The organism is Arthrobacter sp. NicSoilC5 (genome assembly GCF_019977395.1).
In the GTDB taxonomy this organism is placed as follows: Bacteria; Actinomycetota; Actinomycetes; order Actinomycetales; family Micrococcaceae; genus Arthrobacter.
Map to the genome: position 1 here is coordinate 805,784 of NZ_AP024660.1, position 25,775 is coordinate 831,558.

At 66.9% G+C, this 25,775-nt stretch carries 23 protein-coding genes; 5 read left to right on the top strand and 18 right to left on the bottom strand.

What is annotated here, in order from left to right:
* Nucleotides 1-53 precede the first annotated feature (53 nt).
* From glpK to LDO22_RS03695, 3 genes are all read right to left on the bottom strand, one after another.
* Nucleotides 54-1,568 (bottom strand): glycerol kinase GlpK, encoded by a 1,515-nt coding sequence (gene glpK / locus LDO22_RS03685; protein WP_159631931.1) that lies wholly within the window; start codon nucleotides 1,566-1,568, stop codon nucleotides 54-56.
* A 42-nt stretch (nucleotides 1,569-1,610) separates the two neighbouring features.
* Nucleotides 1,611-2,360, bottom strand: coding sequence for an MIP/aquaporin family protein (locus tag LDO22_RS03690; RefSeq protein WP_159631930.1), 750 nt, complete (start codon nucleotides 2,358-2,360; stop codon nucleotides 1,611-1,613).
* 91 nt (nucleotides 2,361-2,451) lie between these two features.
* Nucleotides 2,452-4,275, bottom strand: a complete 1,824-nt coding sequence (locus LDO22_RS03695; RefSeq protein ID WP_224026141.1) for a glycerol-3-phosphate dehydrogenase/oxidase — start codon at nucleotides 4,273-4,275, stop codon at nucleotides 2,452-2,454.
* A gap of 125 nt (nucleotides 4,276-4,400) precedes the next feature.
* On the opposite strand from LDO22_RS03695, the gene LDO22_RS03700 reads away from it, so the two are divergent.
* Genes LDO22_RS03700 through LDO22_RS03715 form a run of 4 tightly spaced genes read left to right on the top strand, consistent with a single transcriptional unit; the run spans nucleotide 4,401 to nucleotide 8,270 of the window.
* Nucleotides 4,401-5,366, top strand: coding sequence for a sugar-binding domain-containing protein (locus LDO22_RS03700; protein ID WP_159631928.1), 966 nt, complete (start codon nucleotides 4,401-4,403; stop codon nucleotides 5,364-5,366).
* Between the two features lie 19 nt (nucleotides 5,367-5,385).
* Nucleotides 5,386-6,255 carry an aldo/keto reductase gene (locus LDO22_RS03705; RefSeq protein ID WP_224026142.1) on the top strand — a complete coding sequence of 290 codons (870 nt, stop codon included), beginning with the start codon at nucleotides 5,386-5,388 and terminating at the stop codon, nucleotides 6,253-6,255.
* Nucleotides 6,256-6,264: 9 nt separating this feature from the next.
* Nucleotides 6,265-7,194, top strand: a complete 930-nt coding sequence (locus LDO22_RS03710) for an alpha/beta hydrolase (protein ID WP_224026143.1) — start codon at nucleotides 6,265-6,267, stop codon at nucleotides 7,192-7,194.
* On the top strand, nucleotides 7,191-8,270 hold the full coding sequence (locus LDO22_RS03715) for a glycosyltransferase family 1 protein (RefSeq protein WP_224026144.1): 1,080 nt from the start codon (nucleotides 7,191-7,193) through the stop codon (nucleotides 8,268-8,270). The genes LDO22_RS03710 and LDO22_RS03715 overlap by 4 nt, the downstream gene beginning before the upstream one ends.
* On the opposite strand, the gene LDO22_RS03720 is transcribed toward LDO22_RS03715, so the two are convergent.
* From LDO22_RS03720 to pyrR, 13 genes are all read right to left on the bottom strand, one after another.
* Nucleotides 8,267-10,348: a primosomal protein N' gene (locus tag LDO22_RS03720; protein WP_224026145.1), complete on the bottom strand. Its 2,082-nt coding sequence runs from the start codon at nucleotides 10,346-10,348 to the stop codon at nucleotides 8,267-8,269. The genes LDO22_RS03715 and LDO22_RS03720 overlap by 4 nt on opposite strands.
* A gap of 125 nt (nucleotides 10,349-10,473) precedes the next feature.
* Nucleotides 10,474-11,709, bottom strand: coding sequence for a methionine adenosyltransferase (gene metK / locus LDO22_RS03725; protein WP_159631923.1), 1,236 nt, complete (start codon nucleotides 11,707-11,709; stop codon nucleotides 10,474-10,476).
* Between the two features lie 76 nt (nucleotides 11,710-11,785).
* On the bottom strand, nucleotides 11,786-13,024 hold the full coding sequence (gene coaBC / locus LDO22_RS03730) for a bifunctional phosphopantothenoylcysteine decarboxylase/phosphopantothenate--cysteine ligase CoaBC (RefSeq protein ID WP_224026146.1): 1,239 nt from the start codon (nucleotides 13,022-13,024) through the stop codon (nucleotides 11,786-11,788).
* Nucleotides 13,025-13,062: 38 nt separating this feature from the next.
* Complete coding sequence (gene rpoZ, locus LDO22_RS03735; protein ID WP_026264487.1) at nucleotides 13,063-13,323, bottom strand: DNA-directed RNA polymerase subunit omega; 261 nt, start codon at nucleotides 13,321-13,323, stop codon at nucleotides 13,063-13,065.
* Nucleotides 13,324-13,338: 15 nt separating this feature from the next.
* The gene (gmk, locus tag LDO22_RS03740; protein ID WP_159631921.1) at nucleotides 13,339-13,932 is read right to left on the bottom strand and encodes a guanylate kinase; all 594 of its coding nucleotides are present in this window, start codon (nucleotides 13,930-13,932) and stop codon (nucleotides 13,339-13,341) included.
* A 44-nt stretch (nucleotides 13,933-13,976) separates the two neighbouring features.
* Nucleotides 13,977-14,294 carry an integration host factor, actinobacterial type gene (gene mihF, locus LDO22_RS03745; RefSeq protein WP_201302514.1) on the bottom strand — a complete coding sequence of 106 codons (318 nt, stop codon included), beginning with the start codon at nucleotides 14,292-14,294 and terminating at the stop codon, nucleotides 13,977-13,979.
* A gap of 110 nt (nucleotides 14,295-14,404) precedes the next feature.
* Nucleotides 14,405-15,265 carry an orotidine-5'-phosphate decarboxylase gene (pyrF, locus tag LDO22_RS03750; protein ID WP_224026147.1) on the bottom strand — a complete coding sequence of 287 codons (861 nt, stop codon included), beginning with the start codon at nucleotides 15,263-15,265 and terminating at the stop codon, nucleotides 14,405-14,407.
* The gene (gene carB, locus LDO22_RS03755) at nucleotides 15,258-18,572 is read right to left on the bottom strand and encodes a carbamoyl-phosphate synthase large subunit (RefSeq protein WP_159631919.1); all 3,315 of its coding nucleotides are present in this window, start codon (nucleotides 18,570-18,572) and stop codon (nucleotides 15,258-15,260) included. The genes pyrF and carB overlap by 8 nt, the downstream gene beginning before the upstream one ends.
* Nucleotides 18,572-19,786 carry a glutamine-hydrolyzing carbamoyl-phosphate synthase small subunit gene (gene carA / locus LDO22_RS03760; protein ID WP_224026148.1) on the bottom strand — a complete coding sequence of 405 codons (1,215 nt, stop codon included), beginning with the start codon at nucleotides 19,784-19,786 and terminating at the stop codon, nucleotides 18,572-18,574. Before carA ends, carB begins: the two co-directional genes overlap by 1 nt.
* A gap of 19 nt (nucleotides 19,787-19,805) precedes the next feature.
* A complete protein-coding gene (locus LDO22_RS03765) occupies nucleotides 19,806-20,324 on the bottom strand; it encodes a hypothetical protein (protein WP_224026149.1) in 519 nt (172 codons plus the stop codon).
* The gene (locus tag LDO22_RS03770; protein WP_224026150.1) at nucleotides 20,324-21,664 is read right to left on the bottom strand and encodes a dihydroorotase; all 1,341 of its coding nucleotides are present in this window, start codon (nucleotides 21,662-21,664) and stop codon (nucleotides 20,324-20,326) included. Before LDO22_RS03770 ends, LDO22_RS03765 begins: the two co-directional genes overlap by 1 nt.
* Complete coding sequence (locus LDO22_RS03775; protein ID WP_159631915.1) at nucleotides 21,664-22,689, bottom strand: aspartate carbamoyltransferase catalytic subunit; 1,026 nt, start codon at nucleotides 22,687-22,689, stop codon at nucleotides 21,664-21,666. Before LDO22_RS03775 ends, LDO22_RS03770 begins: the two co-directional genes overlap by 1 nt.
* Complete coding sequence (gene pyrR, locus LDO22_RS03780) at nucleotides 22,686-23,273, bottom strand: bifunctional pyr operon transcriptional regulator/uracil phosphoribosyltransferase PyrR (protein ID WP_224026151.1); 588 nt, start codon at nucleotides 23,271-23,273, stop codon at nucleotides 22,686-22,688. Before pyrR ends, LDO22_RS03775 begins: the two co-directional genes overlap by 4 nt.
* A gap of 179 nt (nucleotides 23,274-23,452) precedes the next feature.
* On the opposite strand from pyrR, the gene LDO22_RS03785 reads away from it, so the two are divergent.
* The gene (locus LDO22_RS03785) at nucleotides 23,453-24,730 is read left to right on the top strand and encodes a PrsW family intramembrane metalloprotease (protein ID WP_224026152.1); all 1,278 of its coding nucleotides are present in this window, start codon (nucleotides 23,453-23,455) and stop codon (nucleotides 24,728-24,730) included.
* Nucleotides 24,731-24,800: 70 nt separating this feature from the next.
* On the opposite strand, the gene nusB is transcribed toward LDO22_RS03785, so the two are convergent.
* Both nusB and efp read right to left on the bottom strand, forming a co-directional pair.
* Nucleotides 24,801-25,211: a transcription antitermination factor NusB gene (gene nusB, locus LDO22_RS03790; RefSeq protein WP_141160348.1), complete on the bottom strand. Its 411-nt coding sequence runs from the start codon at nucleotides 25,209-25,211 to the stop codon at nucleotides 24,801-24,803.
* Nucleotides 25,211-25,774 carry an elongation factor P gene (efp, locus tag LDO22_RS03795; RefSeq protein WP_141160347.1) on the bottom strand — a complete coding sequence of 188 codons (564 nt, stop codon included), beginning with the start codon at nucleotides 25,772-25,774 and terminating at the stop codon, nucleotides 25,211-25,213. Before efp ends, nusB begins: the two co-directional genes overlap by 1 nt.
* Nucleotide 25,775 lies beyond the last annotated feature (1 nt).

A 25,775-nucleotide genomic window follows, 5' to 3' on the forward strand; every position in this document is an offset into this window, starting at 1 on the left:
GGCAGGGGCCGCCCTGCCTTTCCAGGCAGGGCGGCCCCGAGGTGTGAAGGACGTTACCTGACGTCCTCGTCCACCCACTCCATGGACTTGGTGACGGCCTTCTTCCAGAGACGCATCTGGCGTTCCTGTTCGGCCTTGTCCATCTGCGGCTCCCAGCGCTTGTCCTCGGACCAGTTGGCCGAGCACTCGCCCAGGTCCTTCCAGAACCCGACGGCCAGGCCTGCCGCGTAGGCAGCCCCCAGCGCCGTGGTCTCAATGACCTTGGGACGGATGACCGGGACGCCAAGGATGTCCGCCTGGAACTGCATCAGGGCGTCATTGGCAACCATGCCGCCGTCGACCTTCAGCTCGCTCAGCGGCACGCCCGAGTCAGCGTTGACCGCGTCCAGCACCTCGCGGGTCTGGAACGCGGTGGCCTCCAGCGCTGCGCGGGCGATGTGGTTCTTGTTGACGAACCGGGTCAGGCCCACAATCGCACCCCGCGCGTCGGAGCGCCAGTACGGGGCGAACAGGCCGGAGAACGCCGGGACGATATACACGCCGCCGTTATCCTTGACCGACGCGGCAAGGGTTTCCACCTCGGGGGCGCTGCTGATCATGCCCAGGTTGTCACGCAGCCACTGGACCAGTGAACCGGTGACGGCGATGGACCCTTCCAGGGCATAGTGCGGTTTGGCGTCGCCCAGCTTGTAGCCCACCGTGGTGAGGAGCCCGTTCTTCGAGTGGACGATTTCCTCGCCCGTGTTGAAGATCAGGAAGCAGCCCGTGCCGTAGGTGTTCTTCGCTTCGCCGGCGTCAAAAGCGGCCTGGCCGAAGGTTGCGGCCTGCTGGTCGCCCAGGATGCCCGCAACCGGTGTCTCGCGGAGCAGCTGGGAGCTGTGCACGGTGCCGTACACCTCAGAGGAGGACTTGATCTCCGGCATCATGCTGCGCGGTACGCCAAAGATGCCGAGGATCTCGTCATCCCACTGCAGGGTTTCCAGATCCATGAACAGGGTGCGGGACGCGTTGGTGACGTCGGTGACGTGGACGCCGCCGTCGACACCGCCCGTCAGGTTCCACAGGACCCACGCGTCGGTGTTGCCGAAGACCAGGTCCCCGGCCTCTGCCTTTTCCCTGGCGCCGTCAACGTTGTCCAGGATCCACTTGATCTTGGTGCCGGAGAAGTAGGTGGCCAGCGGCAGGCCCACCTTCTGTTTGAAGCGGTCTGCCCCGCCGTCCTTGGCCAGCTGGTCCACGATGTCCTGGGTGCGGGTGTCCTGCCACACGATGGCGTTGTAGACCGGCTTGCCCGTGGTCTTGTCCCACACCACGGCGGTTTCGCGCTGGTTGGTGATGCCGACGGCGGCAATATCGTGCCGCGTCAGGTTCGCCTTTGAGAGGGCCGAACCGATGACCTCACGGGTGTTGTTCCAAATCTCAGCGGCATCGTGCTCCACCCAGCCGGCCTGCGGGAAGATCTGCTCGTGTTCCATCTGGCCGGAAGAGACGATCGCGCCGCTGTGGTCGAAGATGATGGCGCGGGTGCTGGTGGTGCCCTGGTCAATGGCGATTACGTACTGGTTCATAATGACGTCCTTGTCTTGTTGTTCGAACTGGGTGCCGGGGGTTTAGGAAGCGGCGGTGACGATGATCGGGGCGATCCGGGCAACAACTCCGGCCAGGGCGCCGCCGACAAGCGGCCCCACCACCGGAATCCAGGAGTAGCTCCAGTCACTGGAGCCCTTGCCCTTGATGGGAAGCACTGCGTGGGCAATGCGGGGTCCGAGGTCACGGGCGGGGTTGATGGCGTAGCCGGTGGGGCCGCCGAGGGATACACCGATGCCGACCACGAGCAGTGCAACGGCCAGCGGGCCGAGCCCCGAGGGGGTGCCACCGAGGGTGAGGATGACGAAGACCAGGACAAAAGTGCCGATGATCTCGGTGATCAGGTTCCAGGGGGTGGACCGGATGGCCGGGCCGGTGGAAAAGGTCCCGAGCTTGCCGGCAGGCTCCGGCTCGTCATCGAAGTGCTGCTTGTAGGCCAGCCAGCAGACCACGGCGCCGAGGAAGGCGCCCAGAAGCTCGCCCCCAAAGTAGGTCAGGGTGGAGGCGAAGTCGACGGCGACTCCCGGAGCGTATTCCGGCTTGCCGTTGAGCAGCAGGCCGAGGGTGACGGCCGGGTTGAGGTGCGCGCCCGACTTGGCGGCGACGAAGACACCCGCGAAGACGGCGATTCCCCACCCCCATGTGACCATCAGGAAACCGCCGTTGTTGCCTTTTGTCCCCCGCAAAGCCACGTTGGCAACGACGCCGCAACCCAACAGGGTCAGCATGCCCGTGCCAAAGACTTCGGAGAGGAAGACTATTCCTAGAGACATCTTTGACTCCTTCTTTGTTTAGTTGTCGGTCCTCCGCGGGTGAAGGACCGTGGGGCCGGGACGCTGGCACGCCCCGGCCGGCCGCCTGGCCTTAGGAGACCAGGCTGTGCGTTTCCACGCGGTGGAAACGCTGCAGCACGTCCTGGGCGTGCTTGATCTCAGCGGCGCGGGTTGCGCTGTCCCACTTGAGCGGGACGGACAGCACCTCCGCCACTTCGTTGAGCAGCTCTCCGGTCACGAGCCCCCGGAATGCAAGGGAGGTGCGCCGGACGAGGACATCCACCAGGTGCCCCACCTGCTCGTTTGCCGCCATGAATTCCAGTTCGCGGACGCTGAGTTCCCGTGTGGACCGAAGGGCCTGGTCAGGCTCGGCATCAAGGTATTCGATGACGGCTTCGGCCCGGGTCCCGTAGCGCGTCAGCAGCCCGGCCGTGCGGTCTGCGTCGCGGCCGGCGGCCATGTGGGCCTTGATCCACTTCTGAACGCCTGCTTCGTCGGCAGGGAAGCCCGCACCGCCGCCGATGGGAAGCTGCGCGGTCGAAAGCCTGCGCTGCACGCCGAGTTCGGAGAGGACATCGTTGGTCAGGTGTTCTGCGAGGGCGCGGAAGGTGGTCCACTTGCCGCCCACCAGGCTCAGCACGACGGCGCCGGTTCCGTTTGTTCCGGACGCGCGGCGTTCGATGCGGTAGTCCCGGGAGACAAAGCCCGGCTGGGTGGCGTCATGGCTCGGCAGGGGGCGGACGCCCGAGAACGTATAGACGATGTCGTCTGGGGTCACGTCGATGGACGGGAAGACGTGGCCGATGAGGTCGAAGAAGTATTCGATTTCCTCGTCCGTGCAGATGGCGTCCTCTGACATGTCCGCGTCGACGTCCGTGGTGCCCACAAGCACCCGGTCACCCATGGGGTAGATGAGGACAATCCGGCCGTCAGTGTGCTCAAAGAAGATTTCCCGGCCCCGGCAGGCGGCGAGCAGGCCCGGGTGGTCCAGCACGATGTGGGAGCCCTTGGTTCCGCCCATGAAGGCGGAGGCTGCGCCCATGGCCCCATTGGTCAGGTCCACCCACGCCCCGGTGGTGTTCACGATGATGTCCGCAGTGAAATCGAACTCTTCCCCGGTGAGTTCGTCGCGGAGCCGGACAGTGCTCCCCCGGCCGGTGCCCGGGTTCGGGGTGGAAGACATGGACTGCAGCGAGAGGTAGTTGCTGGCACGGGCCGTGTCACCCTGCGTGCTGGTTCCCTGCGCGTTGCCTGCCCGGCCCGCCTTCTCGCCATCCTGCAGGACGTCGAGGGTCAGCCGCTCAGGGTTGTGCACCGAGGCGTCGAAGTAGGTGGCGGTGTACTTGACGTCGGGCCGGAGGGCGGGCAGTTCCTGAAGGGCTGCCTTGTGGGTGCGGAACTGGTGCCGGGGCACCGTGCCGCCGTCGCGGGAAAACGAATCGTAGAGGCTGAGGCCCGCCTTGATGAGGAACGCGCCGCGCTCCTTGGGCTTGCCCTGTTGCTTGTGAGTGAGGAAGCGCAGCGGCGCGGAGAGGATGCCGGAGAAGGTGCTGAAGATCGGGATGGTGGTCTGCAGCGGCTTGACGTAGTGCGGGGCGATCTTCAGCAGGCGGTTACGCTCCACCACGGATTCCCGGACCAGGCGGAACTCCCCGTTTTCGAGGTAGCGGATGCCACCGTGGATCATGTGTGAGGACGCGCCGCTTGCACCCTGGCAGTAGTCACCGCGCTCCACGAGCGCCACATCGACGCCCTGCAGTGCCAGGTCACGGAACGTGCCCACTCCGTTGATGCCGCCGCCAACCACCAGGACTTTTGCGTGCGGCCGGCGCCGCAGGCTGTGGACCGATGCGCGTTCGGCTCCTGGCCGGGGCGCACTGACAGATGGTTGGACAGTTGAATCCTTGGGTCCCAAAACGACTCCCTTGGGGCTTTGTGTGATGCGGTCACCGCTGGGTGGCGCCGCCGTTCTGCTCTATTGTTTGGAGAAATGGAAAATGGAGTCAAGCACTATGCACAAACGTGCAGAACGGAAGTGAGATGGCACTTTCCCGGGACCAGGATGCCCTCCGAGCTGCACAAATGTATTACCTGCAGGACCTCACCATGGATGCGATCGCCCGCGAGCTGCGGACGTCCCGGTCCACCGTTTCCCGGCTTCTGTCCTCGGCACGGGAGTCGGGACTGGTGCAGATCCAGATCCGCAACCCGCTGGACACCGGACCCGAGCTGGAGGGCATGATCCGGCGCCGGTACAACCTGGATGTCCACGTGGTTCCCATCCTCGGAACACTCAATGAGGCTGAGACCCTGGACCGGGTGGCCATGCAGGCTGCGCGGACCATCGGACCCCTGGTGGACTCCAACGCCATCATCGGCGTGGCCTGGGGATCGACGCTCAGCGCGGTGAGCCGGCACCTCACCCGGAAGATCACCCACGACAGTGTGATCGTCCAGCTCAACGGGGCCGGGAACATGCACACCACAGGCATTACCTACGCAAGCGACATCATGCGCCGGTTCGGCAGCGCCTACGGGGCACGGGTGGAGCAGTTCCCCGTCCCGGCGTTCTTCGACCATGCCGCCACCAAGACAGCCATGTGGAACGAGCGCAGCGTGCAGCGCGTCCTGGAACTGCAGGCAAAGATGAGCATCGCCATATTCGGCGTCGGATCCGTGCACGCCGACTATCCCAGCCACGTGTACGCCGGCGGGTACCTCGACGAAGACGACCTCAATGCCCTGGCCAACTCAGACGTCGTGGGCGACGTTGCCACAGTGTTCTTCCGGGCCGATGGGTCCTCTGACGGGATCGTCCTGAACGAACGGTCCACCGGCCCGTCCCTCGCCCAGCTCCGGGAGGTGCGCCGGAGGATCTGCGTGGTGTCAGGGGTCTCGAAGATCAACGGCCTGCGCGGGGCACTGGCAGCACGGCTCGCCACGGACCTGATCCTCGACGAAGCCACCGCACGCCGCCTGGTGGATTACGAGGGCCTCACCAGCTGAAGTGGGTAGAGTCGTTGCCATGAGAACCTCACCCCGGCTCAGCCTGAACAACGGCGTGCTGATAGACCAGCTCGGCTTTGGGCTGTACAAGGTGCCGGCAGCAGACGCGGAAGGGCTGGTGGCCACCGCGCTCGCCGCCGGCTACCGGCACTTCGATACCGCCGCCATGTATGGCAACGAAACCGGCGTGGCGCGCGGCATCAGTTCCCAGCTGGACGCGGGGACCGGCAGCGGCGGCTCAGGCGAACTCTTTCCGTCCCTGACCCGCGAAGACGTGTTCATCACCACAAAGGTGTGGAATGACCACCACGGCTACGATGCGACGCTGCGCGCCTTCGACGATTCCATGGTCAACCTTGGCCTGGATTATGTGGACATGTACCTCATCCACTGGCCGTGCCCCCGGCGGGGCCTGTTCCCCGAAACCTACCGCGCCCTGGAGACGCTCTACCGGGAGGGCAGGGTCCGCGCCATCGGCGTCAGCAATTTCCAGCCCGCCCACCTTGACCGCCTGCTGCAAAGCGCCGAGGTGGTCCCCGCCGTCAACCAGATCGAACTCCACCCATGGCTGCAGCAGGAGGAACTGCGCAGCAAACATGCGGAACTGGGCATCCGGACCGAAGCGTGGAGCCCGCTGGGCCGCGGGCAGGTGCTGGCCGATCCCGTCATCCAGGCCTGCGCCGCCGAGCACGGCCGCACCCCCGCGCAGGTGATCCTCCGCTGGCACATGCAGCTGGGACATATTGCCATCCCCAAGGCCAGCTCTGAAGCCCGGATCCGGGAGAACCTCGACGTCTTCGGTTTCGAGCTCTCCGGGCGCGACCTGGTTGCCATTAAGGCGCTGGACCGCGGGCAGCGGACCGGGTCGCATCCGGACAACGTCAACTAGGCCTCCGCCATGGATACCGTGAACCCGGGGCCTTCCCCTGCGCCTGCGTACCTGAGTGCCGGCCTTGCCGCCCGCACCTCCGCCTCCACCGTGAGCCTTGACGGCAGCACAGTGGCTTTTTGGACCTATGAGCCCGTCGAGGAGACCCCGGAAACCCGGACCATCCTGGTGGTCCACGGATTCCGCGGCGACCACCACGGACTCCTGCGGGTGGCCGACCAGCTTCCGGACATGCGCATCATCATGCCGGACCTTCCGGGCTTCGGCAGTTCGGACGCATTTGCCCGGGGCCCCCACTCCGTGAAGCGCTACGGACAGTTCATCAGCGGCTTCATGGCCAGCCAGGGCCTGGGGCCGGACACCGTGCTGCTGGGACACTCGTTCGGGTCCATCGTGGCGTCGCACTTCGTGGCCAACAACCCGCAGGCCGTGCGTCCCCTGATCCTGATCAACCCCATCGCAGCTCCGGCTTTGGAGGGTCCAAAGGGCGTGATGACCCGCCTGGCCGTGCTGTACTACCAGCTCGCGGCACGGCTTCCCCGCGGCCCGGGACTGGCTCTGCTGCGCAATCCGCTGATCGTCCGGGTCATGAGCGAGACCATGGCCAAGACCCGCGACCGGGAGCTGCGGGCCTTCATCCACGGCCAGCACTACGCCTACTTCAGTTCCTTTGCCGACCGGGACAGCCTCCTGGAGTCCTTCACCGCCTCCGTCAGCAACCATGTGGCGGAGGTAGCCGGCCAGCTGGACCTGCCCGTGCTGCTGGTCGCCGGCGAAAAGGATGAAATCGCCACCCTCCCCAACCAGCACCGCCTCCTGGAGCTGCTTCCCGACGGGGAGCTGAAGGTGATTCCCGGCGTCGGGCACCTGATCCACTACGAGACGCCTGAGCCGGCCGCCCGTTACATCCGCAGCTTCCTGAAGGACCATCCCGCGTGAAGATCGTCATTGATGCACGGTTCACCCGTACCGACCACCACGACGGCATCAGCCGCTATGGAGCCAGCCTGATTGCTGCCACGGCAAAGATCGCGGACGTCTCCATGCTGGTGTCCGACGAGCGGCAGCTTGCCCTGCTGCCGGACGTTCCCTACACGCTCATCAGCAGCCCGCTCTCGCCGCTGGAACTGTTCGTTGCCCGGCAAGTCAACGCCACAGGAGCGGACGTGGTGGTCTGCCCCATGCAGACCATGGGCACCTGGGGCCGGAAATACGGGCTGATCCTGACCCTGCACGACCTCATCTATTACGAGCACCCCGCTCCCCCGGGGTTCTTGCCGGCCCCGGTCCGGCTGCTGTGGCGTCTCTACCACAAGGCTTTCTGGCCCCAGCGCGTGCTCCTCAACCGGGCCGATACCGTGGCAACGATCAGCCAGACCACGGCGGCGCTGATGGCCAAATACCGGCTGACGCGCAGGCCCGTGCGCATCATCGCCAACGCACCGCAGCCGGCGCAGGAACCCCGCGACCCCGCCGCCGGCGCGGACAAAACGATCATCTACATGGGGTCGTTCATGCCGTACAAGAACGTGGAAACCATGGTGGCCGGCATGGCCGGGCTGCCCGGCTACACCCTTCACCTGCTCAGCCGGATCACGCCGCAACGGCGGGCTGAACTCGAAGCCATCGTGCCTGCGGGCGCCTCGGTGATGTTCCATAACGGTGTGACCGATGCTGAGTATGACGGGCTCCTGCGACGGGCCACTGCCCTGGTGAGCCTGTCCAAAGCGGAGGGGTACGGCCTTCCGCTGGTGGAGGCGATGGCGGTGGGTACGCCCGTGATCGCCAGCGAGATTCCCATCTTCCGCGAAGTCGGGGCGGACGCCGCGCTGTACGTGGATCCGGAGTCCCCCGGGCAGTTCGCGGACGCTGTGGGTCAGCTCCAGGACGACGTGCACTGGCAGGACATGTCCCGGCGTTCGATTGCGCGCGCGGCGGAGTTCAGCTGGGATGAATCGGCGCGCCAGCTGGTGGATGCCGCGCATGAGGTCGTGGCGAAAAGGCGCCGGGCCTAGAGGACGTCCACGCCATCGAGCCGCAGCTGCACGGGGTCCAAGGTCCGCTTTGCAGCCACGGCTGCCCGGGTAACCCGCAGGACGCGGACGACGGCGGCAGCCTGGCCGTACGGGAAGAACAACAGGGTCCGGACGTCCTCGGCCGTGCGCCTGCCGGAGGGCGGTGCGGTGAGCAGCAGCGGCGCGGGGCCAGCCGTACGCACCGTGATGCCCGAGCCAGCCAGGTCTGCTTCCACCGCACCCGTGTAGTGTTCGACGGCGGCGCGCGGCCCTGTCACCGATGCGATGCGCACCGCCGGTGGAAGCTGGAGTTCCATCCGCAGGGACAGTTCACGGTGGGCGTAGCCGGCCGGATCCCACCGCAGCAGCGCCCCCGTGGCAGCGGTGTCCGTAGCCGTGACCACCACCAGTCCTTTGTCCGGGGCGGGACGCACCAGGGCGGCTGCGTTGAACCAGCGGCGCACGGTGTCCTCGCCCGCGCGGAGGGTTTCGCGGCGCAACAGGGAATCGCCGTCCAGCAGCAGTGCCGCGGCGTACCCGCCGTCTGCGACTGGTTCGGCCCCCACCGTTGCCACCACCAGGGCCTTGCCGGCCACTGTGGCCTTCACCTGGTCCCCCGAGGACGTGACGACCGTCGTCCCGGGAAACGCGCGGCCAAGCTCTTCGGCGGTTCGCAGGACGCCGGTGGCCCCTTTTCGCAGCCGCCTGCCACCGCAGTGCGAGCACTTCCAGTCGGGGGCGGGGGTGGAACACCAGCGGCATTGGGGCAAAACGGAGGTGCCGGCCAAAGCCAGGGGCCCCTGGCAGTGCGCGCACCGGGCGGGTTCACGGCACGTCTCACACACAAGGGAAGGTGCATAGCCCGCCCTGGCGACCTGGACCAGGACGGGACCACGCTCCAGCCCCTCCTTGGCCGCCTGCCACGCGGCATGCGGCAGGCGGGCGATGGTGGCCAACGGGTCCCGGCCCTGCTCGAAGCTGTCGGCAGTGCTGACGACGCGCGGAACCGACGCACGGACAGTGGACCGCCCGGCCTCCACGGGGACGGCCCAGCCGGCCTCCACCAGGCGCTGGACTTCGGTGCTGCGGGCGTGTCCGGCAAGGAGGCAGGACGTACCCTCCTGTTCTGCCCGCAGGAGCAGGACCTCCCGGGCATGGGCATACGGTGCGCGCTGCTCGATGTGGAGGTCGTCGCCGTCGTCCCAGCAGGCAACCAGCCCCAGGTCCCGCACCGGGGCGAAGGCCGCCGACCGCGTTCCGATTGCAATTTTGGCCCGGCCGGCCAGCAGGCGCAGGAAGTTCCGGTAGCGCGGCGTGGGACCGTCGTCGGCCGTGAGCCTGGCCACGGCCTCCTCCGGCACCAGGCCCTTCAGGGCATCCTCGACGCGGTCCAGGTCCCTGTAGTCGGGCACCACCAGGAGCGCGCCCCGGCCTGAGGCATAAGCGGCAGCTGCGGCCTGCGCCAGCAGGTCCGGCCAACCGGTGGGCCCGTACCCGTGCAGCGGATTGATAACGGCGCGGGGGGCGCCCCCTGCGGCCAGGTGCCTGAGGAAGGCAGCGCCGGTGCGGTACGGTGCCCACGATGAAACACCGGGGGCACCTGGCAGAGCGGGGACGCCTTCCGCTTCCCCGGTGTCCAGGGACGCAGGGTAGTCCTTCTCCAGCCTGGCAACCCGGGGCGGCACCGCAAGGCGGAGGACGTCGCTGACGGTGCCGGCATACCGTGCAGCAACGGCAGCAGCGAGGTCCTTGACGGCAGGCGTGAGGACCGGAACCGGCGACACCACTTTTGCCAGCGGCACCAGGGTGTGTCCGGCGTCGGACTCAGCGACCCGTTCAAGGAGGAATCCGTTGAGGTCCTGGCCGTTGAACTTGACCTTGACCCTGACACCTGGCTGGGCTGCCTGGTCCAGCGCAGCCGGGACCGCATAGTCAAAAGGCCGGTCCAGATGGGGCAGCGAAGACTCAACAAGGACCCGGGCCACGGGAAGGTGCCCTGCCACGGCAACGCCAGTGGGCAGGGTGCGTGCCGGGAAGCCCTGCAGCAGGGACGGCTGCACGGAACTGTCAGCAACCACTGCGGTTACCTCCGTTCAGCTGCCGGGTTGGACAGGGACAGCAAATCACGGGGCACTGACAGTGGGCTTCCAGCCTGCCCCGATGGGATTCCTGCCTGCGCCGTGGGACTGCAGCTGCAGCGCGGCTAGGCGTTGAAGAACGCCTTCAAATCATCCACCCGGTCAAGGCGTTCCCACGTGAAGTCGGGTTCGTCGCGGCCGAAGTGCCCGTGGGCAGCCGTCTTGGCGTAGATGGGCCGCTTCAGGTCGAGGGCGTCGATGATCGCCCTCGGACGGAGATCGAAGATTTCCGCGATGGCTTCGCTGATGCGGGCCGGGTCCACGGTCTCGGTGCCGAACGTCTCCACGTAGGTTCCCACGGGCCGGGCCTGGCCGATGGCGTAGGCGATCTGGATCTCGGCACGCTTCGCCAGTCCTGCGGCCACCACGTTCTTGGCGACCCAGCGCATGGCGTATGCAGCGGAGCGGTCCACCTTGGACGGGTCCTTGCCGGAGAAGGCGCCGCCGCCGTGGCGGGCCATGCCGCCGTACGTGTCGACGATGATCTTGCGGCCGGTGAGGCCGGCGTCTCCCACGGGGCCGCCGATAACGAACTCACCGGCAGGGTTGAGGATGTTCGCGGTGCGGGAAATGTCCAGGTTGGCGGCGGCGAGGACCGGCTCAATGACGATGGCGGCGAGGTCGGCGCGCAGCTGCTCAAGGCTTGCACCCTCGGCGTGCTGGCTGGAGATCACCACAGTTTCAACGGATACCGGAACGTCTTTGTCGTAGCCCACGGTGACCTGGGTCTTGCCGTCCGGGCGGAGGTAGGCCAGCTGGCCCGTCTTCCGGACGTCGGTGAGGCGTTCGGAGAGCCGGTGGGCCAGCCAAATGGGCGTGGGCATGTAGGAAGGGGTCTCGTCGCTGGCGTACCCGAACATCAGGCCCTGGTCGCCCGCACCCTGGAGGTCATAATCGTCCTCCTGGCGGCCTTCGCGGGCTTCCAGAGAGTTGAAAACGCCGCCGGCGATGTCATTCGACTGTTGGCCGATGGATACGGACACGCCGCAGCGGGCACCGTCAAAACCGTTGGCTGAAGAGTCGTAGCCGATGCCGAGGATGGTCTCGCGGACGATCTGCGGGATTTCGACGTAGGCGTCGGTGGTGACTTCGCCCGCCACGTGCACCAGTCCGGTGGTCGCCATGGTTTCCACGGCTACACGGGATTCGGGGTCGGCGGCCAGGAGCGCGTCCAGGATGGCGTCGCTGATCTGGTCACAGATCTTGTCCGGGTGGCCTTCGGTGACCGACTCGGACGTGAAGAGCCGGAGCGCGGAGGGCGTGGCCCCATGGGACTGGGGAAGGTGCAGCGGTAAAGTCACTCAACTACCTTACTGGTTGGAGCACGCCGGCCCCGCGGGAGATGTCTTCCCGCGAAGCAAACGTGGTGCGGAACACTCAGGTCCGGGGTGAAACCCGGTTCAGTTCAAAGCTGATGCGGGTAATGATGGCCTCGGCAACCTCAGTCTTGGTTCCCGACGCTTCCTGTGGTTCGGAGCCGGAGCGGGAGAGGATGACCACGGAGTTTGAGTCCTGCCCGAAGACCTTGTCCGTCCCCACGTGGTTGACCACCAGCAGGTCGCAGCCCTTCCGCTGCAGTTTTGCCTCCGCATACTCCAGGACGTCGCCCTCGCTGTCCCCGGTTTCCGCGGCGAAGCCGACGATGAGTTGCCCGGCTGCCGACGCAGCGGCATTGCGCTGTTCCACGAGCTCCTGCAGGATGTCCGGGTTGCGGAGCAGGGTGATGACGGGATCTGCGGTATCGTCCCGCTTTTTGATCTTGGTGTCCGAGACATCGGCCGGGCGGAAGTCGGCCACGGCGGCGGACATAATGACGACGTCGGAGTCCGCAGCGGCGTCCAGCGCAGCTTCCCGGAGCTGCAGGGCGGTCTCCACGCGGACCACCTCCACCCCGGCCGGGGGCGCAACGTCCATGTGGGCGGCCAGCAACCGCACGGTGGCGCCGGCGTTCCGGGCAGCGACCGCCAGGGCCACGCCCTGCTTGCCGGAAGAGCGGTTGCCCAGGAACCGTACGGGGTCCAGCGGTTCGCGGGTGCCGCCGGCGCTGATGGTTACGGTGCGGCCCGCAAGCGGCAGCTGGTAATCGGACTGTCCCTGGACCAGCGCCATGGCTGCGTCGAAGATCACCTGCGGTTCCGGGAGCCTGCCCGGGCCCGAGTCTGCGCCGGTCAACCTTCCGGAGGCCGGCTCCAGGACGGCGGCGCCGCGGCCGCGGAGCGTTTCGACGTTGGCGCGGGTTGCCGCGTGCTGCCACATTTCGGTGTGCATCGCGGGTGCGAACAGCACGGGCCCGTGCGCCATCAGCAGCGTGTTGGTCAGCAGGTCCCCGGCCTGGCCGGTGGCAGCTTTTGCCAGGAGGTCCGCCGTGGCCGGTGCCACAACCACCAGGTCTGCCTCATGGCCCAGGCGGACATGGTTAACCAGGTGCACGTCATCGAAAACGCTGTTGCTGACCGGGTTTCCGGACAGCGCCTCCCAGGTGGCGGTGCCGATGAAGCGGGTGGACGCCTCCGTGGGAATCACGGTGACGTCATGGCCGGCTTCAGTAAAAAGCCGGAGGAGCGATGCCACCTTATAGGCGGCAATCCCTCCCCCGACTCCGAGGACTATGCGCACGTGACCTCCGTCAACAGCAAGTCAGTTCAGCGGCAGGATTACTCTGCGGCTTCGATCGGCGTGGAAACCAGCTTGCCTTCGTTGATCTCGCGCAGTGCGATCGAGAGCGACTTTTCGTTCAACTTGGTGTCGACCAGGGGGCCGACGTATTCGAACAGGCCCTCGTGCAGCTGGGCGTAATAAGCGTTGATCTGACGAGCGCGCTTAGCACCGAAGATCACCAGGCCGTACTTGGAATCAGCTACCTTCAGCAGATCGTCGATCGGCGGGTTGATGATGCCTTCAAGGTTCGTGGACACGAATTCTCCAAATTCCTAGCGGGCTGACGGTTCCGGCAGGTGTGGATGCGGTGTCAGCCCCATGAGTGAAACAAGCTCGTCCGCTGCCCGGCGGACGTCGTCATTGATGACGGTATGGTCGAACTCCGGTTCAGCAGCAAGTTCCAGTTTAGCGGTTTCCAGGCGCCGCTGCTGTTCTTCGGGAGTTTCGGTGCCGCGGCCCACCAGCCGGCGCACCATCTCGTCCCAGGTGGGCGGGGCCAGGAAGACGAACTGGGCGTCCGGAACGGCTGCCTTGACCTGGCGTGCACCCTGCAGATCGATCTCCAGCAGCACGGACCGGCCTTCCGCGATGGCCGCATTCACGGTGCTCTTGAGGGTGCCGTAGGTGTTCTGGCCGTGCACAACAGCCCACTCCAGGAGTTCACCCTCGGCAATGAGCTGCTCGAACTCCTCCTTGCTCTTGAAGAAGTAGTGGACACCGTCCACCTCGCCCGGCCGGGGCGCCCGGGTGGTGGCTGAGACGGAAAGCCAAACCTCCGGATAATTGTCCCGGATATAGGTGGACACGGTGCCTTTGCCAACAGCCGTCGGACCTGCGAGGACTGTCAGTCCAGGTTTCTTGCTCACGTATTCCTTTTGCCACGGTTGGGGAAGGGCAGGCGCCGCCTGCCTCAGTGCTCGTCTATAAAATCTACCAGCGCCCGGCGCTGGTGGACGCCCAGGCCCCGGACCCTGCGGGACGCTGCGATCCCCAGCTGCTGCATGATGGCTGCGGCACGCACCTTTCCGATGCCGGGCAGCGCTTCGAGCAGTTCAGAAACCCGCATGCGGGCCAGGGCGTCGTCCTCCAGCGCGGAGCTGATGATGTCCGCCGCCGACCTGTCGCCATTCCGGAGGCTTTCCTTGGCGGCGGCACGGGTTGCCCTGGCTGCTGCCGCCTTGCCCAGGGCGTCGGCCCGTTCAGACGCAGATAGAGGTCGCAGGACCATCACGGACACCCCCGAAGTCGGCGGATTCATCCAAGGGCGGCCGCCCTTGGACCTGTCCTGAAACTACCCTCTGGTGCAGCCTGAATCAATGCATCCGGACAATTGCAGGCCTATTCGCCCCGCAGTCCGTCCAGCGTCCGCAGCGCGGCCTCGCGCAGGCCCCGGGTTTCCGGTCCCGCCGACAGGATGTCGCGGCTGGACGTTCCCAGGACCAGCGGGTATGCAGCGCCGAAGGTGGCCCGCAGGTCAGCCGGTGTTGCCCCCTGGGCCCCGAGGCCAGGCGCCAGGATGGGGCCGCGGACCGCAGCAAGGTCCAGTCCCAGGTCTTCCAGGGCGCCGCCGACCGTAGCGCCGACCACCAGGCCAACGGAACCGAGACTTCCGGGATACCGGGAGTTCTCCGCTGCCGCGGACTCCGTGATCCTGCGGGCCACGGAATCCTTTCCGCCCACGTGCTGGACGGAAGCGCCCTCGGGGTTGGACGTCAGTGCCAGCACGAATACGCCCCGCCCGGTTTCCGCCGCGAGGTCCAGCGCGGGGCGAAGGGACTCGAAGCCGAGGTAGGGGCTCAGCGTGACGGAGTCCGCCGCGAGCGGAGACTCGTCGCGCAGCCACGCGTCCGCATAGGCGGCCATGGTGGATCCGATGTCGCCGCGCTTGGCGTCGGCGATGCTGAGCACGGATTCGTCCCGGGCCGTGGCCAGGACCTCCTCCAGAACCGCCATGCCGGCAGAACCGTGGCGTTCGTAAAGTGCCACCTGGGGCTTCACGGCGGCAGCGAGCGAAGCCACTGCCTCCAGGACCGTCAGCGAGAACCGCCGAAGCCCCGCGGCGTCGTCGTCCAGTCCCCAGCTCTTCAGCAGCGCCGGGTGGGGATCAATGCCAACGCAAAGGGGACCACGGGCGGCCATGGCCGCGCCGAGCCGGGAGCCAAAGGACTCCCGGCCGGCAGTGGCTGCCTGCTCAGGCATGCTGCAGGGCCGCCTTCTGCGAATCGGCCAGCGCTGCAGCGTGCTCCTGCAGGCTGGTGACAGACCACTCGTAGGTGCGCATGGCTTCGATGGCCTGGACGGCGGCGTTGAACTCGGCCACCGTGGTGATGCACGGAATGCCGATGGACGTTGCCGCGGCGCGGAGCTCGTAGCCGTCGCTGCGGGCTTCGCCGCCGGAGGGCGTGTTGAAGACCATGTCGATCTCGCCGGCCACGATGAGGTCGGCAATGGTGCCCTCCCCCTCGGCGCTGCTGCCCTCGGCAACCTTGCGCACCGGGGTGGCCTGGATGCCGTTGCGGCGCAGGACGTCGGCGGTCCCGCCGGTGGAGACGATCTCGAAGCCGAGGTCGGAGAGCCGCTTGACGCCCATGATCACGGAACGCTTGTCGCGGTTGGCCACGGAGACGAACACCTTGCCTTCGGTGGGCAGGGCGTTGTTGGCGCCGGCCTGGCTCTTGGCGAAGGCGGTGTCGAAGTGCTTGTCGATGCCCATGACTTCGCCGGTGGAGCGCATTTCCGGGCCGAGCAGGGAGTCCACCACCTTGCCTTCAAGGGTGCGGAACCGGCTGAACGGCAGCACTGCTTCCTTGACGGCCACGGGGGCGTCGAGCGGCAGGGTCGAGCCGTCGCCGGTTTCCGGCAGCATCTTGTAGGCGCTGCGGAGCTGGTTGATGGTCACGCCGGTGCCGATGAGGGCAGCGGCCTTGGCCATCTGGACGCCGGTGGCCTTGGACACGAACGGCACGGTGCGCGAGGCGCGGGGGTTGGCTTCCAGGACGTACAGCACGTCCGAGGCCAGCGCGAACTGGATGTTGATCAGCCCGCGCACGCCCACGCCCTCGGCGATGGCGCGGGTGGCCACGCGGACGCGCTCGATGACATTGCTGCCCAGCGTGATGGGCGGCAGGACGCAGGCGGAGTCGCCGGAGTGGATGCCGGCTTCCTCGATGTGCTCCATGATGCCGCCCAGGTACATGTCCGTGCCGTCGTAGAGGGCGTCGACGTCGATCTCGACGGCGTCCTCCAGGAACCGGTCGATCAGCACGGGGTGGTCCGGGGTGATCTCGGTGGCGTTGGCGATGTAGCGGGAGAGGTTGGGCTCGTCGTAGACGATTTCCATGCCGCGGCCCCCCAGCACGTAGGACGGGCGAACCAGGACGGGGTAGCCGATCTCGTCGGCGATCTTCTTGGCGTCCTCGAAGGAGACGGCGGTGCCGTTCTTGGGCGACACCAGGCCGGCCTTGTCCAGGACGCGGGAGAACGCGCCGCGGTGCTCGGCGAGGTCGATGGCCTCCGGTGAGGTGCCCAGGATCGGCACTCCGGCATCGGCGAGCTGCTGCGCGAGCTTCAGCGGGGTCTGGCCGCCGAGCTGGACGAAGACACCCATGACGCCGCCGGTGCGTTCCTCGGCCGCGATGACCTCCAGCACGTCCTCGAGCGTCAGCGGCTCGAAGTACAGGCGGGTGGAGACGTCGTAGTCGGTGGAGACGGTTTCCGGGTTGCAGTTGACCATGACGGTCTCGTAGCCGGCCTTGCGCAGCGCCATGGAGGCGTGGACGCAGGAGTAGTCGAACTCGATGCCCTGGCCGATGCGGTTGGGGCCGGAGCCGAGGATGATGATGGACGGCTTGGAGTGCAGCGCGACCTCGTCCTCCTCGTCGTAGGCCGAGTAGTGGTACGGCGTGTAGGCGGCGAACTCCGCGGCGCAGGTGTCCACGGTCTTGTAGACGGGGCGGATGCCCAGCGCCTGGCGGACCCCGCGGACCACTGCCTCGGAGTTGTGCGTCAGGGCGCCGATCTGCTCATCCGAGAAGCCGTGGCGCTTGGCGCGCTTGAGCATGTCGGCGGTCAGGGCGCCGGCCTGGCGGATTTCGTGGGAGATCTCATTGAGCAGCTGGAGCTGGTCCAGGAACCAGGGGTCGATCTTGGTGGCTTCGAAAAGCTGTTCCACGGTGGCGCCGCCCAGGAGGGCGCGCTGGACCTGGTGGAGGCGCTCCGTAGTGGGGCGCTTCGCCTTTTCGATGAGTTCGGCGACTTCCCATTCCGGGACGCTGCTGAAGTCCAGCTGCGAACCCTTCTGCTCGAGGGAGCGCAGGGCCTTCTGCAGGGCCTCGGTGAAGTTGCGGCCCATGGCCATGGCTTCGCCGACGGACTTCATGGTGGTGGTGAGGGTGTTGTCCGCCGCCGGGAACTTTTCGAAGGCAAACCGCGGGACCTTGACCACCACGTAGTCCAGGGTGGGTTCGAAGGACGCGGGGGTCTTCTGGGTGATGTCGTTGGGGATCTCGTCCAGGGTGTAGCCGAGCGAGAGCTTGGTGGCGATCTTGGCGATGGCGAAGCCGGTGGCCTTGGATGCCAGTGCCGAGGAGCGGGAGACGCGGGGGTTCATTTCGATGACCACCACGCGGCCGGTGGCCGGGTCGATGGCGAACTGGATGTTGCAGCCGCCGGTGTCGACACCCACCTCGCGGATGACGGCGATGGCAACGTCGCGCAGCTTCTGGTATTCGCGGTCGGTGAGGGTCAGTGCCGGGGCCACGGTGATGGAGTCGCCGGTGTGCACGCCCACGGGGTCGAAGTTTTCGATGGAGCAGACGACAACCACGTTATCGTTCTTGTCCCGCATCATTTCGAGCTCGTATTCCTTCCAGCCCAGGATGCTCTCTTCGAGCAGGACCTCGCTGGTGGGGCTGTACTGCAGGCCCTGGCCGACGATGCGGCGCAGGTCATCCTCGTTGTAGGCCAGGCCGGAGCCCAGGCCGCCCATGGTGAAGGACGGGCGCACCACCATGGGGTAGCCCAGGTCTACGGCCGCCGTGAGGGCCTCGTCCATGGTGTGGATGATGTGGCTGCGGGCGGATTCGGCGCCGCAGCGCTCCACGACGCCCTTGAACTTCTCGCGGTCCTCGCCGAGCTCGATCGCGGCGATGTTGGCGCCGATCAGTTCCACGTTGTACTTCTCCAGTACACCGTTCTTGTCCAGGGCGATGGCGGTGTTCAGCGCGGTCTGGCCGCCCAGGGTGGGCAGTACGGCGTCGGGGCGTTCCTTGGCGATGATCTTCTCCACCACCTCGGGGGTGATGGGCTCAACGTAGGTGGCGTCGGCGAACTCGGGGTCGGTCATGATGGTGGCCGGGTTGGAGTTCACGAGGATGACGCGGAGGCCTTCCTCCTTGAGGACCCGCAGGGCCTGGGTGCCGGAGTAGTCGAACTCGGCGGCCTGGCCGATGACGATCGGGCCGGAACCAATGACGAGGACGCTTTTGAGGTCTGTACGTTTCGGCATTACTTCTTGTCCTCAGTCTTGTTGTCGGTGGCGGTCTTGGTGTCAGCGTTCTTGGCGTCGCCCATGAGGTCGATGAACCGGTCGAACAGGTAGGCGGCGTCGTGCGGGCCGGCCGCAGCCTCGGGGTGGTACTGGACGGAGAAGGCCGGGATGTCCAGGCAGGCGAGGCCTTCCACGACGTCGTCGTTCAGGCTGATGTGGCTGACTTCCACCCGGCCGTAGCGTGCCTCCGGAGCCTGGGTGGCGCCGTCGAGCGGGGCGTCCACGGCGAAGCCGTGGTTCTGGGAGGTTATTTCCACCTTGCCGGTGCGGCGGTCCATCACGGGCTGGTTGATGCCGCGGTGGCCGTAGCGGAGCTTGTAGGTGCCGAAGCCCAGGGCACGGCCCAGGATCTGGTTGCCGAAGCAGATGCCGAAGTAGGGCAGCTTCTCATCCAGGACGGAGCGCAGGAGCTTCACCTGGGCGTCGGCGGTGGCGGGGTCGCCCGGGCCGTTGGACATGAAGAAGCCGTCCGGGTTGACGGCATTGACGTCCTCCAGGGTGGCGGTGGCAGGCAGTACGTGGACGCGGACGCCGCGCTCGGCGAACCGTACCGGGGTCATGGCCTTGATGCCGAGGTCGATCGCCGCGATGCTGAAGCGGGGTTCGCCCTCCCAGCCGTGGTCCTTCGGTTCCACCACGTAGGCTTCGTCGACGCTGACTTCCTCGGCCAGGCGCGAACCCTCCATGGGGGCGCTGGCCAGGACGGCGTCGAGCAGCTCCTTGTCGGTGCCCTGCGCCGCCTCGCCGGAGAAGATGCCGGCGCGCATGGTCTTGTGCTCACGCAGGTGCCGGGTGATGGCGCGGGTGTCCACACCCTGGATGCCGACGATGCCCTGGGCCACCAGTTCCTCATCCAGCGACCGCTCGGAACGCCAGTTGGAGGGCCGGCGCGCTGCGTCGCGGACAATGTAGCCGGCCACCCAGATGCGCCGGGACTCGGCGTCGTCATCATTCACGCCGGTGTTGCCGATGTGCGGGGCGGTCTGCACCACCAGCTGGCGGGCGTACGAGGGATCGGTGATGGTTTCCTGGTAACCGGTCATGCCGGTCGCGAAGACGGCCTCGCCCAGGGCGGTGCCGGTGGCGCCGTAGCTGGTGCCGCGGAAGATGCGTCCGTCTTCGAGAACCAGCGCAGCCGGGGCCGATACAGGAGCGGAGGTGGTTGCTGTCAATGTATTCGCTTTCACTGTCTTACTTTCCACTGGTGGCACCAGCCGCGGGGGCTGACGAAATCAAATCCTGAAGGGCCTGGTACAGCACGTCCTTGTCCGCGGCGCGGCGGGTTCGGAAGCCGGTGTCCAGGTCATGCGTGCCGTGCGTCCATCCGAGCACCACGAGGCCGTCCTTTTCCACGAACTTCCCGGCCATGCCGCTGTCCTGCCGGACTTCCGTGAGGGAGGCGGCGGGGATGTACAGGGCAGGGGCACCGGATCGCTCATAGAGGACGCCGTGCGGGTAGACCTCGAGGGTGGCGTTGGTGCGGATGCCGAGCCCGTGCACGGCGATCCGGTCAAGCCAGTCACCGGCCGTTGTGGTGGCCACGTACTGCCCCTCGGCAGCGGCGGTGGGCTGGCCCGGCGCGGCGGGCACCTGAGGCAGTTGTCCGACGTCGGACTGGCGCTTCAGGCGGTTGCGCCACCCCACTGCGAGGAGGACAAACACGACGGCGACCACCGCCAGCATGGCAAGGCCGGGAAGGATCTTGTCCATCAGGCAGCGCCTGCAGGGGTTGCGGCGGCATCCGGGTGGGGCGTGTTGAGCGCGCCGTCGAGGACGGTGGCGTGCCCCTTGAAGAAGGTTGCCACCACCTTGCCCGGAAGCTCCCTGCCCTTGAAGGGCGAGTTGCGGCCCATGGTGGCCATCTGGAACGGGTCCACCGTCCAGCGCGCGGCCGGATCCACCAGGATGAGGTTGGCGGGTTCCCCGGCTTCGATGGGCCTGCCCTGGTCGCTCAACCGGCCGATCTTCGCAGCCGCGGTGGAGGTGACCCGTGCGAAGTCCGCCCACGTCATCAGGCCGGTCTCGATCATGGCGTGCTGGACGACGGACAGGGCCGTTTCCAGTCCGGTCATGCCCATGGCGGCCTGCGCCCACTCGCATTCTTTGTGCTCGCTGGGATGCGGTGCGTGGTCGGTACCCACAACGTCGATCGTGCCGTCTGCCAGGCCTGCGCGCAATGCCTGGACGTCGGCGTCGGTGCGCAGCGGCGGGTTGACCTTGAAGACGGGGTCGTAGCTGCGGACCAGGTCGTCGGTCAGCAGCAGGTGGTGCGGGGTGACCTCAGCCGTGACGTCGATGCCGCGTTCCTTGGCCCAGCGGATGATTTCCACCGAGCCTGCCGTGGACACGTGGCACACGTGCAGGCGGGAACCGACGTGCTGGGCAAGGAGGACATCGCGGGCGATGATGCTTTCCTCGGCGACGGCTGGCCAGCCGGTGAGGCCGAGGACGGCGGAGACGTCGCCCTCGTTCATCTGGGCCCCGGCGGTCAGGCGGGGTTCCTGCGCGTGCTGGGCCACCACGCCGTCGAACGCTTTGACGTATTCCAGCGCGCGGCGCATCAGCACGGGGTCGTGGACGCAGATGCCGTCGTCGGAGAACATGCGCACCCGGGCGCGGGAATCGGCCATGGCGCCCAGTTCAGCCAGCTGCTCCCCCGCCAGGCCAACGGTGACGGCGCCCACCGGGCGCACGTCCACCCATCCGGCGGCGCGGCCCAGCGTGTAGACCTGTTCCACGACGCCCGCGGTGTCGGCGACGGGCGTGCTGTTGGCCATCGCGTGAACCGCGGTGTAACCGCCCAGCGCCGCGGCACGCGTTCCGGTTTCCACGGTTTCGGCATCTTCACGGCCGGGTTCGCGGAGGTGCGTGTGGACGTCAACCATGCCGGGCAGGGCCACCAGGCCGGCGGCGTCGATGACGGTGGCACCGTCAGCGGAGAGCCCGTGGCCGATCTCGGCGATGATGCCGTCGCGGACCAGCAGGTCCGTGGGGTCGCCGCCCAGGATGGCGGCGCCCTGGATGAGGTACGTTCCGGTGTTGCCTGCCATCAGTTGCTCTCCTTGGTGGACAGGGCGGCGGCGTAGGCCGGCGCCCGGGTTGCGGCTGGTTCCCGGGTGTCCCCGGAGAGCAGCAGGTACAGTGCGGCCATCCGCACGGACACGCCATTGCGGACCTGGGCCAGGACGGTGGAGCGGGGTGAATCCGCGGCGGCTGCGCTGATCTCCAGGCCACGGTTCATGGGGCCCGGGTGCATGATGATGGTGTCCGTCATGCCGAGGTCATCGAGGGCCCGGAGCCGGTTGTCGTCGAAGCCCCAGCGGCGCGAGTATTCGCGGGTGCTCGGGAAGAACGATGCGTTCATGCGTTCGCCCTGGACCCGGAGCATCATGACGGCGTCAACGCCGTTTGCGAGGGTTTGGTCCAGGTCGTAGCTGACGCTGCAGGGCCATTTGTCGACGCCGACCGGCAGCAGGGTGGGGGGCGCCACCAGTGTAACCTCCGCGCCAAGGGTACGGAGCAGCCACACGTTCGAACGCGCCACGCGGGAGTGCAGGACATCGCCTGCGATGGCGACCCGCATGCCTTTGAGGTCCGTACCCTGGGAATCGGTCCCGGCCAGGCGGGCCCAGTGCCGGCGCATGGTGAAGGCGTCGAGGAGGGCCTGGGTGGGGTGCTCATGGGTGCCGTCGCCGGCGTTGATGACGGCGGCGTCGATCCAATCGGTGGCAGCCAACCGGTGCGGCGCGCCGGAAGCCCAGTGCCTGATGACGACGGCGTCCGCCCCCATGGCGGACAGGGTCTGGGCAGTGTCCTTGAGGGACTCGCCCTTGGAAACGGACGATCCCTTGGCGGCGAAGTTGATGACGTCCGCCGACAGCCGCTTGGCCGCGGCTTCGAAGGAGATGCGGGTGCGGGTGGAGTCCTCGAAGAAGAGGTTGACGACCGTGCGGCCGCGCAATGCCGGAAGCTTTTTCACTTCCCGCTCCCCCACGGCCGACATTTCCTCGGCAGTGTCCAGGATGCGGATGGCGTTCGAAAGGCTGAGGTCCCCGGTGGACAGGAGGTGTTTCATGCGCCGCCCTCAATCACGACTTCGTTGACGGGCGCTCCGGCCTCGGACGTGTCCGTTTCCTCCAGCCGGACCCGGACCTTCTCGGCGGAGGAGGTGGGCAGGTTCTTGCCTACATGGTCTGCGCGGATGGGAAGTTCGCGGTGGCCCCGGTCAATAAGGACCGCGAGCCGGACAATACGGGGGCGGCCGAGGTCGACGAGGGCGTCAAGGGCGGCGCGGATGGTGCGGCCCGAGTACAGGACGTCGTCGATCAGCACCACGACTTTGTTGTCGATGCCGGTGCGGGGCAGCCTGGTGGGGTACGGCGGCCGGGTCCCCTGGTGGGAGAGGTCGTCACGGAACATGGTGACGTCCAGCTGGCCCACAATGGCAGCGGCGTCAACGGTGTTGTCCGCGGCGGCGATCTTTTCGGCCAGCCGGACAGCCAGCGGGTAACCGCGGCGGGGAATGCCCAACAGGACCAAGTCCCGGGATCCCTTGTTGGCTTCGAGGATCTCGTGGGCGATACGAGTGAGGGCCCGGTCAATGTCCGCCTGGCTGAGGACAACCCTGGCTGGAACCGGTGCGCTGGTGACAGATGTCAACGCTCGTCTCCCCTTTCCCCGCCTCACAGGACGGAATTAAAAAAGGAATGTTTGCTGTTCAAAATTACCACACGGTCCCTGCCGGGCCGGTGCCCGGACAACGCGGCGCTGATCACATTCCAGCGGCCCTGGAGGCCGGGTCCTTTGTGGTGCGGCAGCACCCGCTTAGGCTTTCGGGTATGCCGACGTACCCGCAGCAGCCTCCTTCCGGCCTCCCCGACGACCACTACCGCGGCGGCTACCGTCCGCTGCCCCAGCAGGCCAACCCCAGCTGGATGGGCCATGTGCAGCCGGAACACTACCGGGCTGCCCCGGGCCACCAGGGCCAGCCGCTGGCCGTGATGGTGCCGGCCCAGGCCCAGGGGACGGTGCTGCATGCGACGCGGGCCCGTGGAGGGCTGGTGGGGTTGTCGGTTGCCGGCGGCGTGCTCGCTTTCCTGAGCCTTTTCCTGGTGGTGCCGTTCCTTTTGTCCAACACGGGCGCCGCCGGATTCCTGATCGGTTTCCTGGCGTCCCTGGTTCCGCTGGCTGTGGTCCTGACGGCGGTCCACATCATCGACAGGTGGGAGCCGGAGCCGAAACGCCTGCTGTTCTTCGCCTTTACGTGGGGCGCGGCGGTGTCCGTGGCGGTCACCCTGCTGATCCAGCCGTTTTTCGTCATCGCATTCCAGTTCACCGACCAGCCTGACCTGCAGACCTATATGGCAACGGTGCAGGCGCCCATCGTGGAGGAATTCGCCAAGTCCCTTGGCCTGCTGATCCTCCTGCTCGCGGCGCGGCGGCATTTCGACGGCCCCGTGGACGGCGTGGTGTTTGCCTTCACCATCGCCGGCGGGTTCGCGTTCACCGAGAACATCCTCTATTTCGGCCGGGCCATTGCGGAGTCGGCGTCACCGGCCAGTGACTTTGCGCAGGTCTTCTTCCTCCGCGGAGTCATGTCCCCGTTCGCGCATGCCATCTTCACCGGCACCACCGGACTTGTCATGGGCTTCGCCGCACGGCGCTGGCACACCGGCGCGTCCATTGGCGCCTTCTTCGTGGGACTGCTGCCGGCCATGTTCCTGCACAACAGGTGGAACAGCATGGGCCAGGGCTTCCTGCTGGACTACATCGTGGTCCAGGTGCCGATCTTCGTCCTGGCCGTGGGCGGCATCATCTTCCTGCGGGTGGCCGAAAAGAGGCTGACGCGCCAGCGGCTGATGGAGTACTCGGCGGCGGGCTGGTTCACCCCGGCCGAGGTCCAGTTGCTGGCCACGTTGGGCGGCCGGCGGACTGCCCTGGCCTGGGCTGCGAACTCCGGCCGGAAGCCGCAGATGAAGCAGTTCATGAAAGCCGCCACCCAGCTTGCCAATACCCGGCAGCGCATCCTCAGCGGGCGGGACGTGCCGCTCCACCAGGCCGAGGAGCGGCAGCAGCTGCAGCGGATCCTCGCCCTGCGCGCGGCCGTGGCCGGCTGAACCTGCACCCGTGGGAACGCGAAAGGGCCCCGCCTGTGGCGGGGCCCTTTCGCGTTGTCCTGCGGGGAGGCTAGGCGAGCAGCGAAGGCTTCAGCTGCTGCAGCCGGCCCAAAAGGCCATTGATGAACTGCGGAGACTCGTCCGTTGACAGTGTCTTGGCCAGCGCAACAGCCTCGCTGACCGCGACGCCATCGGGGACGTCGTCGTTGTACAGGAGCTCCCAGGTGCCGATGCGCAGGATGATGCGGTCCACGGACGGCATGCGCTCCAGGGTCCAGCCCTGCGAGTACGTCTCCAGGAACTCATCGATGGCGGCCTGCTGGGACACTACCCCTTCGACAATTTCCAAGGTGTAGGGGTTGACCACCTGGTCGGTCTTTTCCCGGCGTGCGCGAAGCACGTCGAACGCCGAAACAGAGCGCTGCTCCGCTTCGAAAAGAACATCCAGTGCCCTGCTGCGGGCTTTACCGCGGGCGCTCACTACTCAGAAACCCGGCCCAGGTAGCTGCCGTCGCGGGTGTCCACCTTGACCTTGGTGTTGTTCTCGATGAACAGCGGGACCTGGATTTCGTAACCGGTCTCCAGGGTGGCGGGCTTGGTGCCTGCGGAGGAGCGGTCGCCCTGCAGGCCCGGCTCCGTGTAGGTGATTTCCAGGACAACGCTCGGCGGCAGTTCGATGTAGAGGGGGTTGCCGTCGTGGATGGCGATGTTGACCATCTGGTTCTCGAGCATGAAGTTGGTGGCGTCACCAACGGTGGCGCCGGACACGGTGATCTGGTCGTAGTCCGAGGTGTCCATGAAGACGAAGTCTGCGCCGTCCTGGTACAGGTACTGGTAATCGCGGCGGTCAACGGTTGCCGTTTCGATCTTGAGCCCGGCGTTGAACGTCTTGTCGACAACCTTGCCGGACATCACGTTGCGCATCTTGGTCCGGACAAAGGCGCCGCCCTTGCCGGGCTTGACGTGCTGGAATTCGATGACGTTCCAGAGCTGGCCCTCGAGCTTCAGGACCGTTCCGTTCTTAATGTCGTTAGTGGTTGCCACT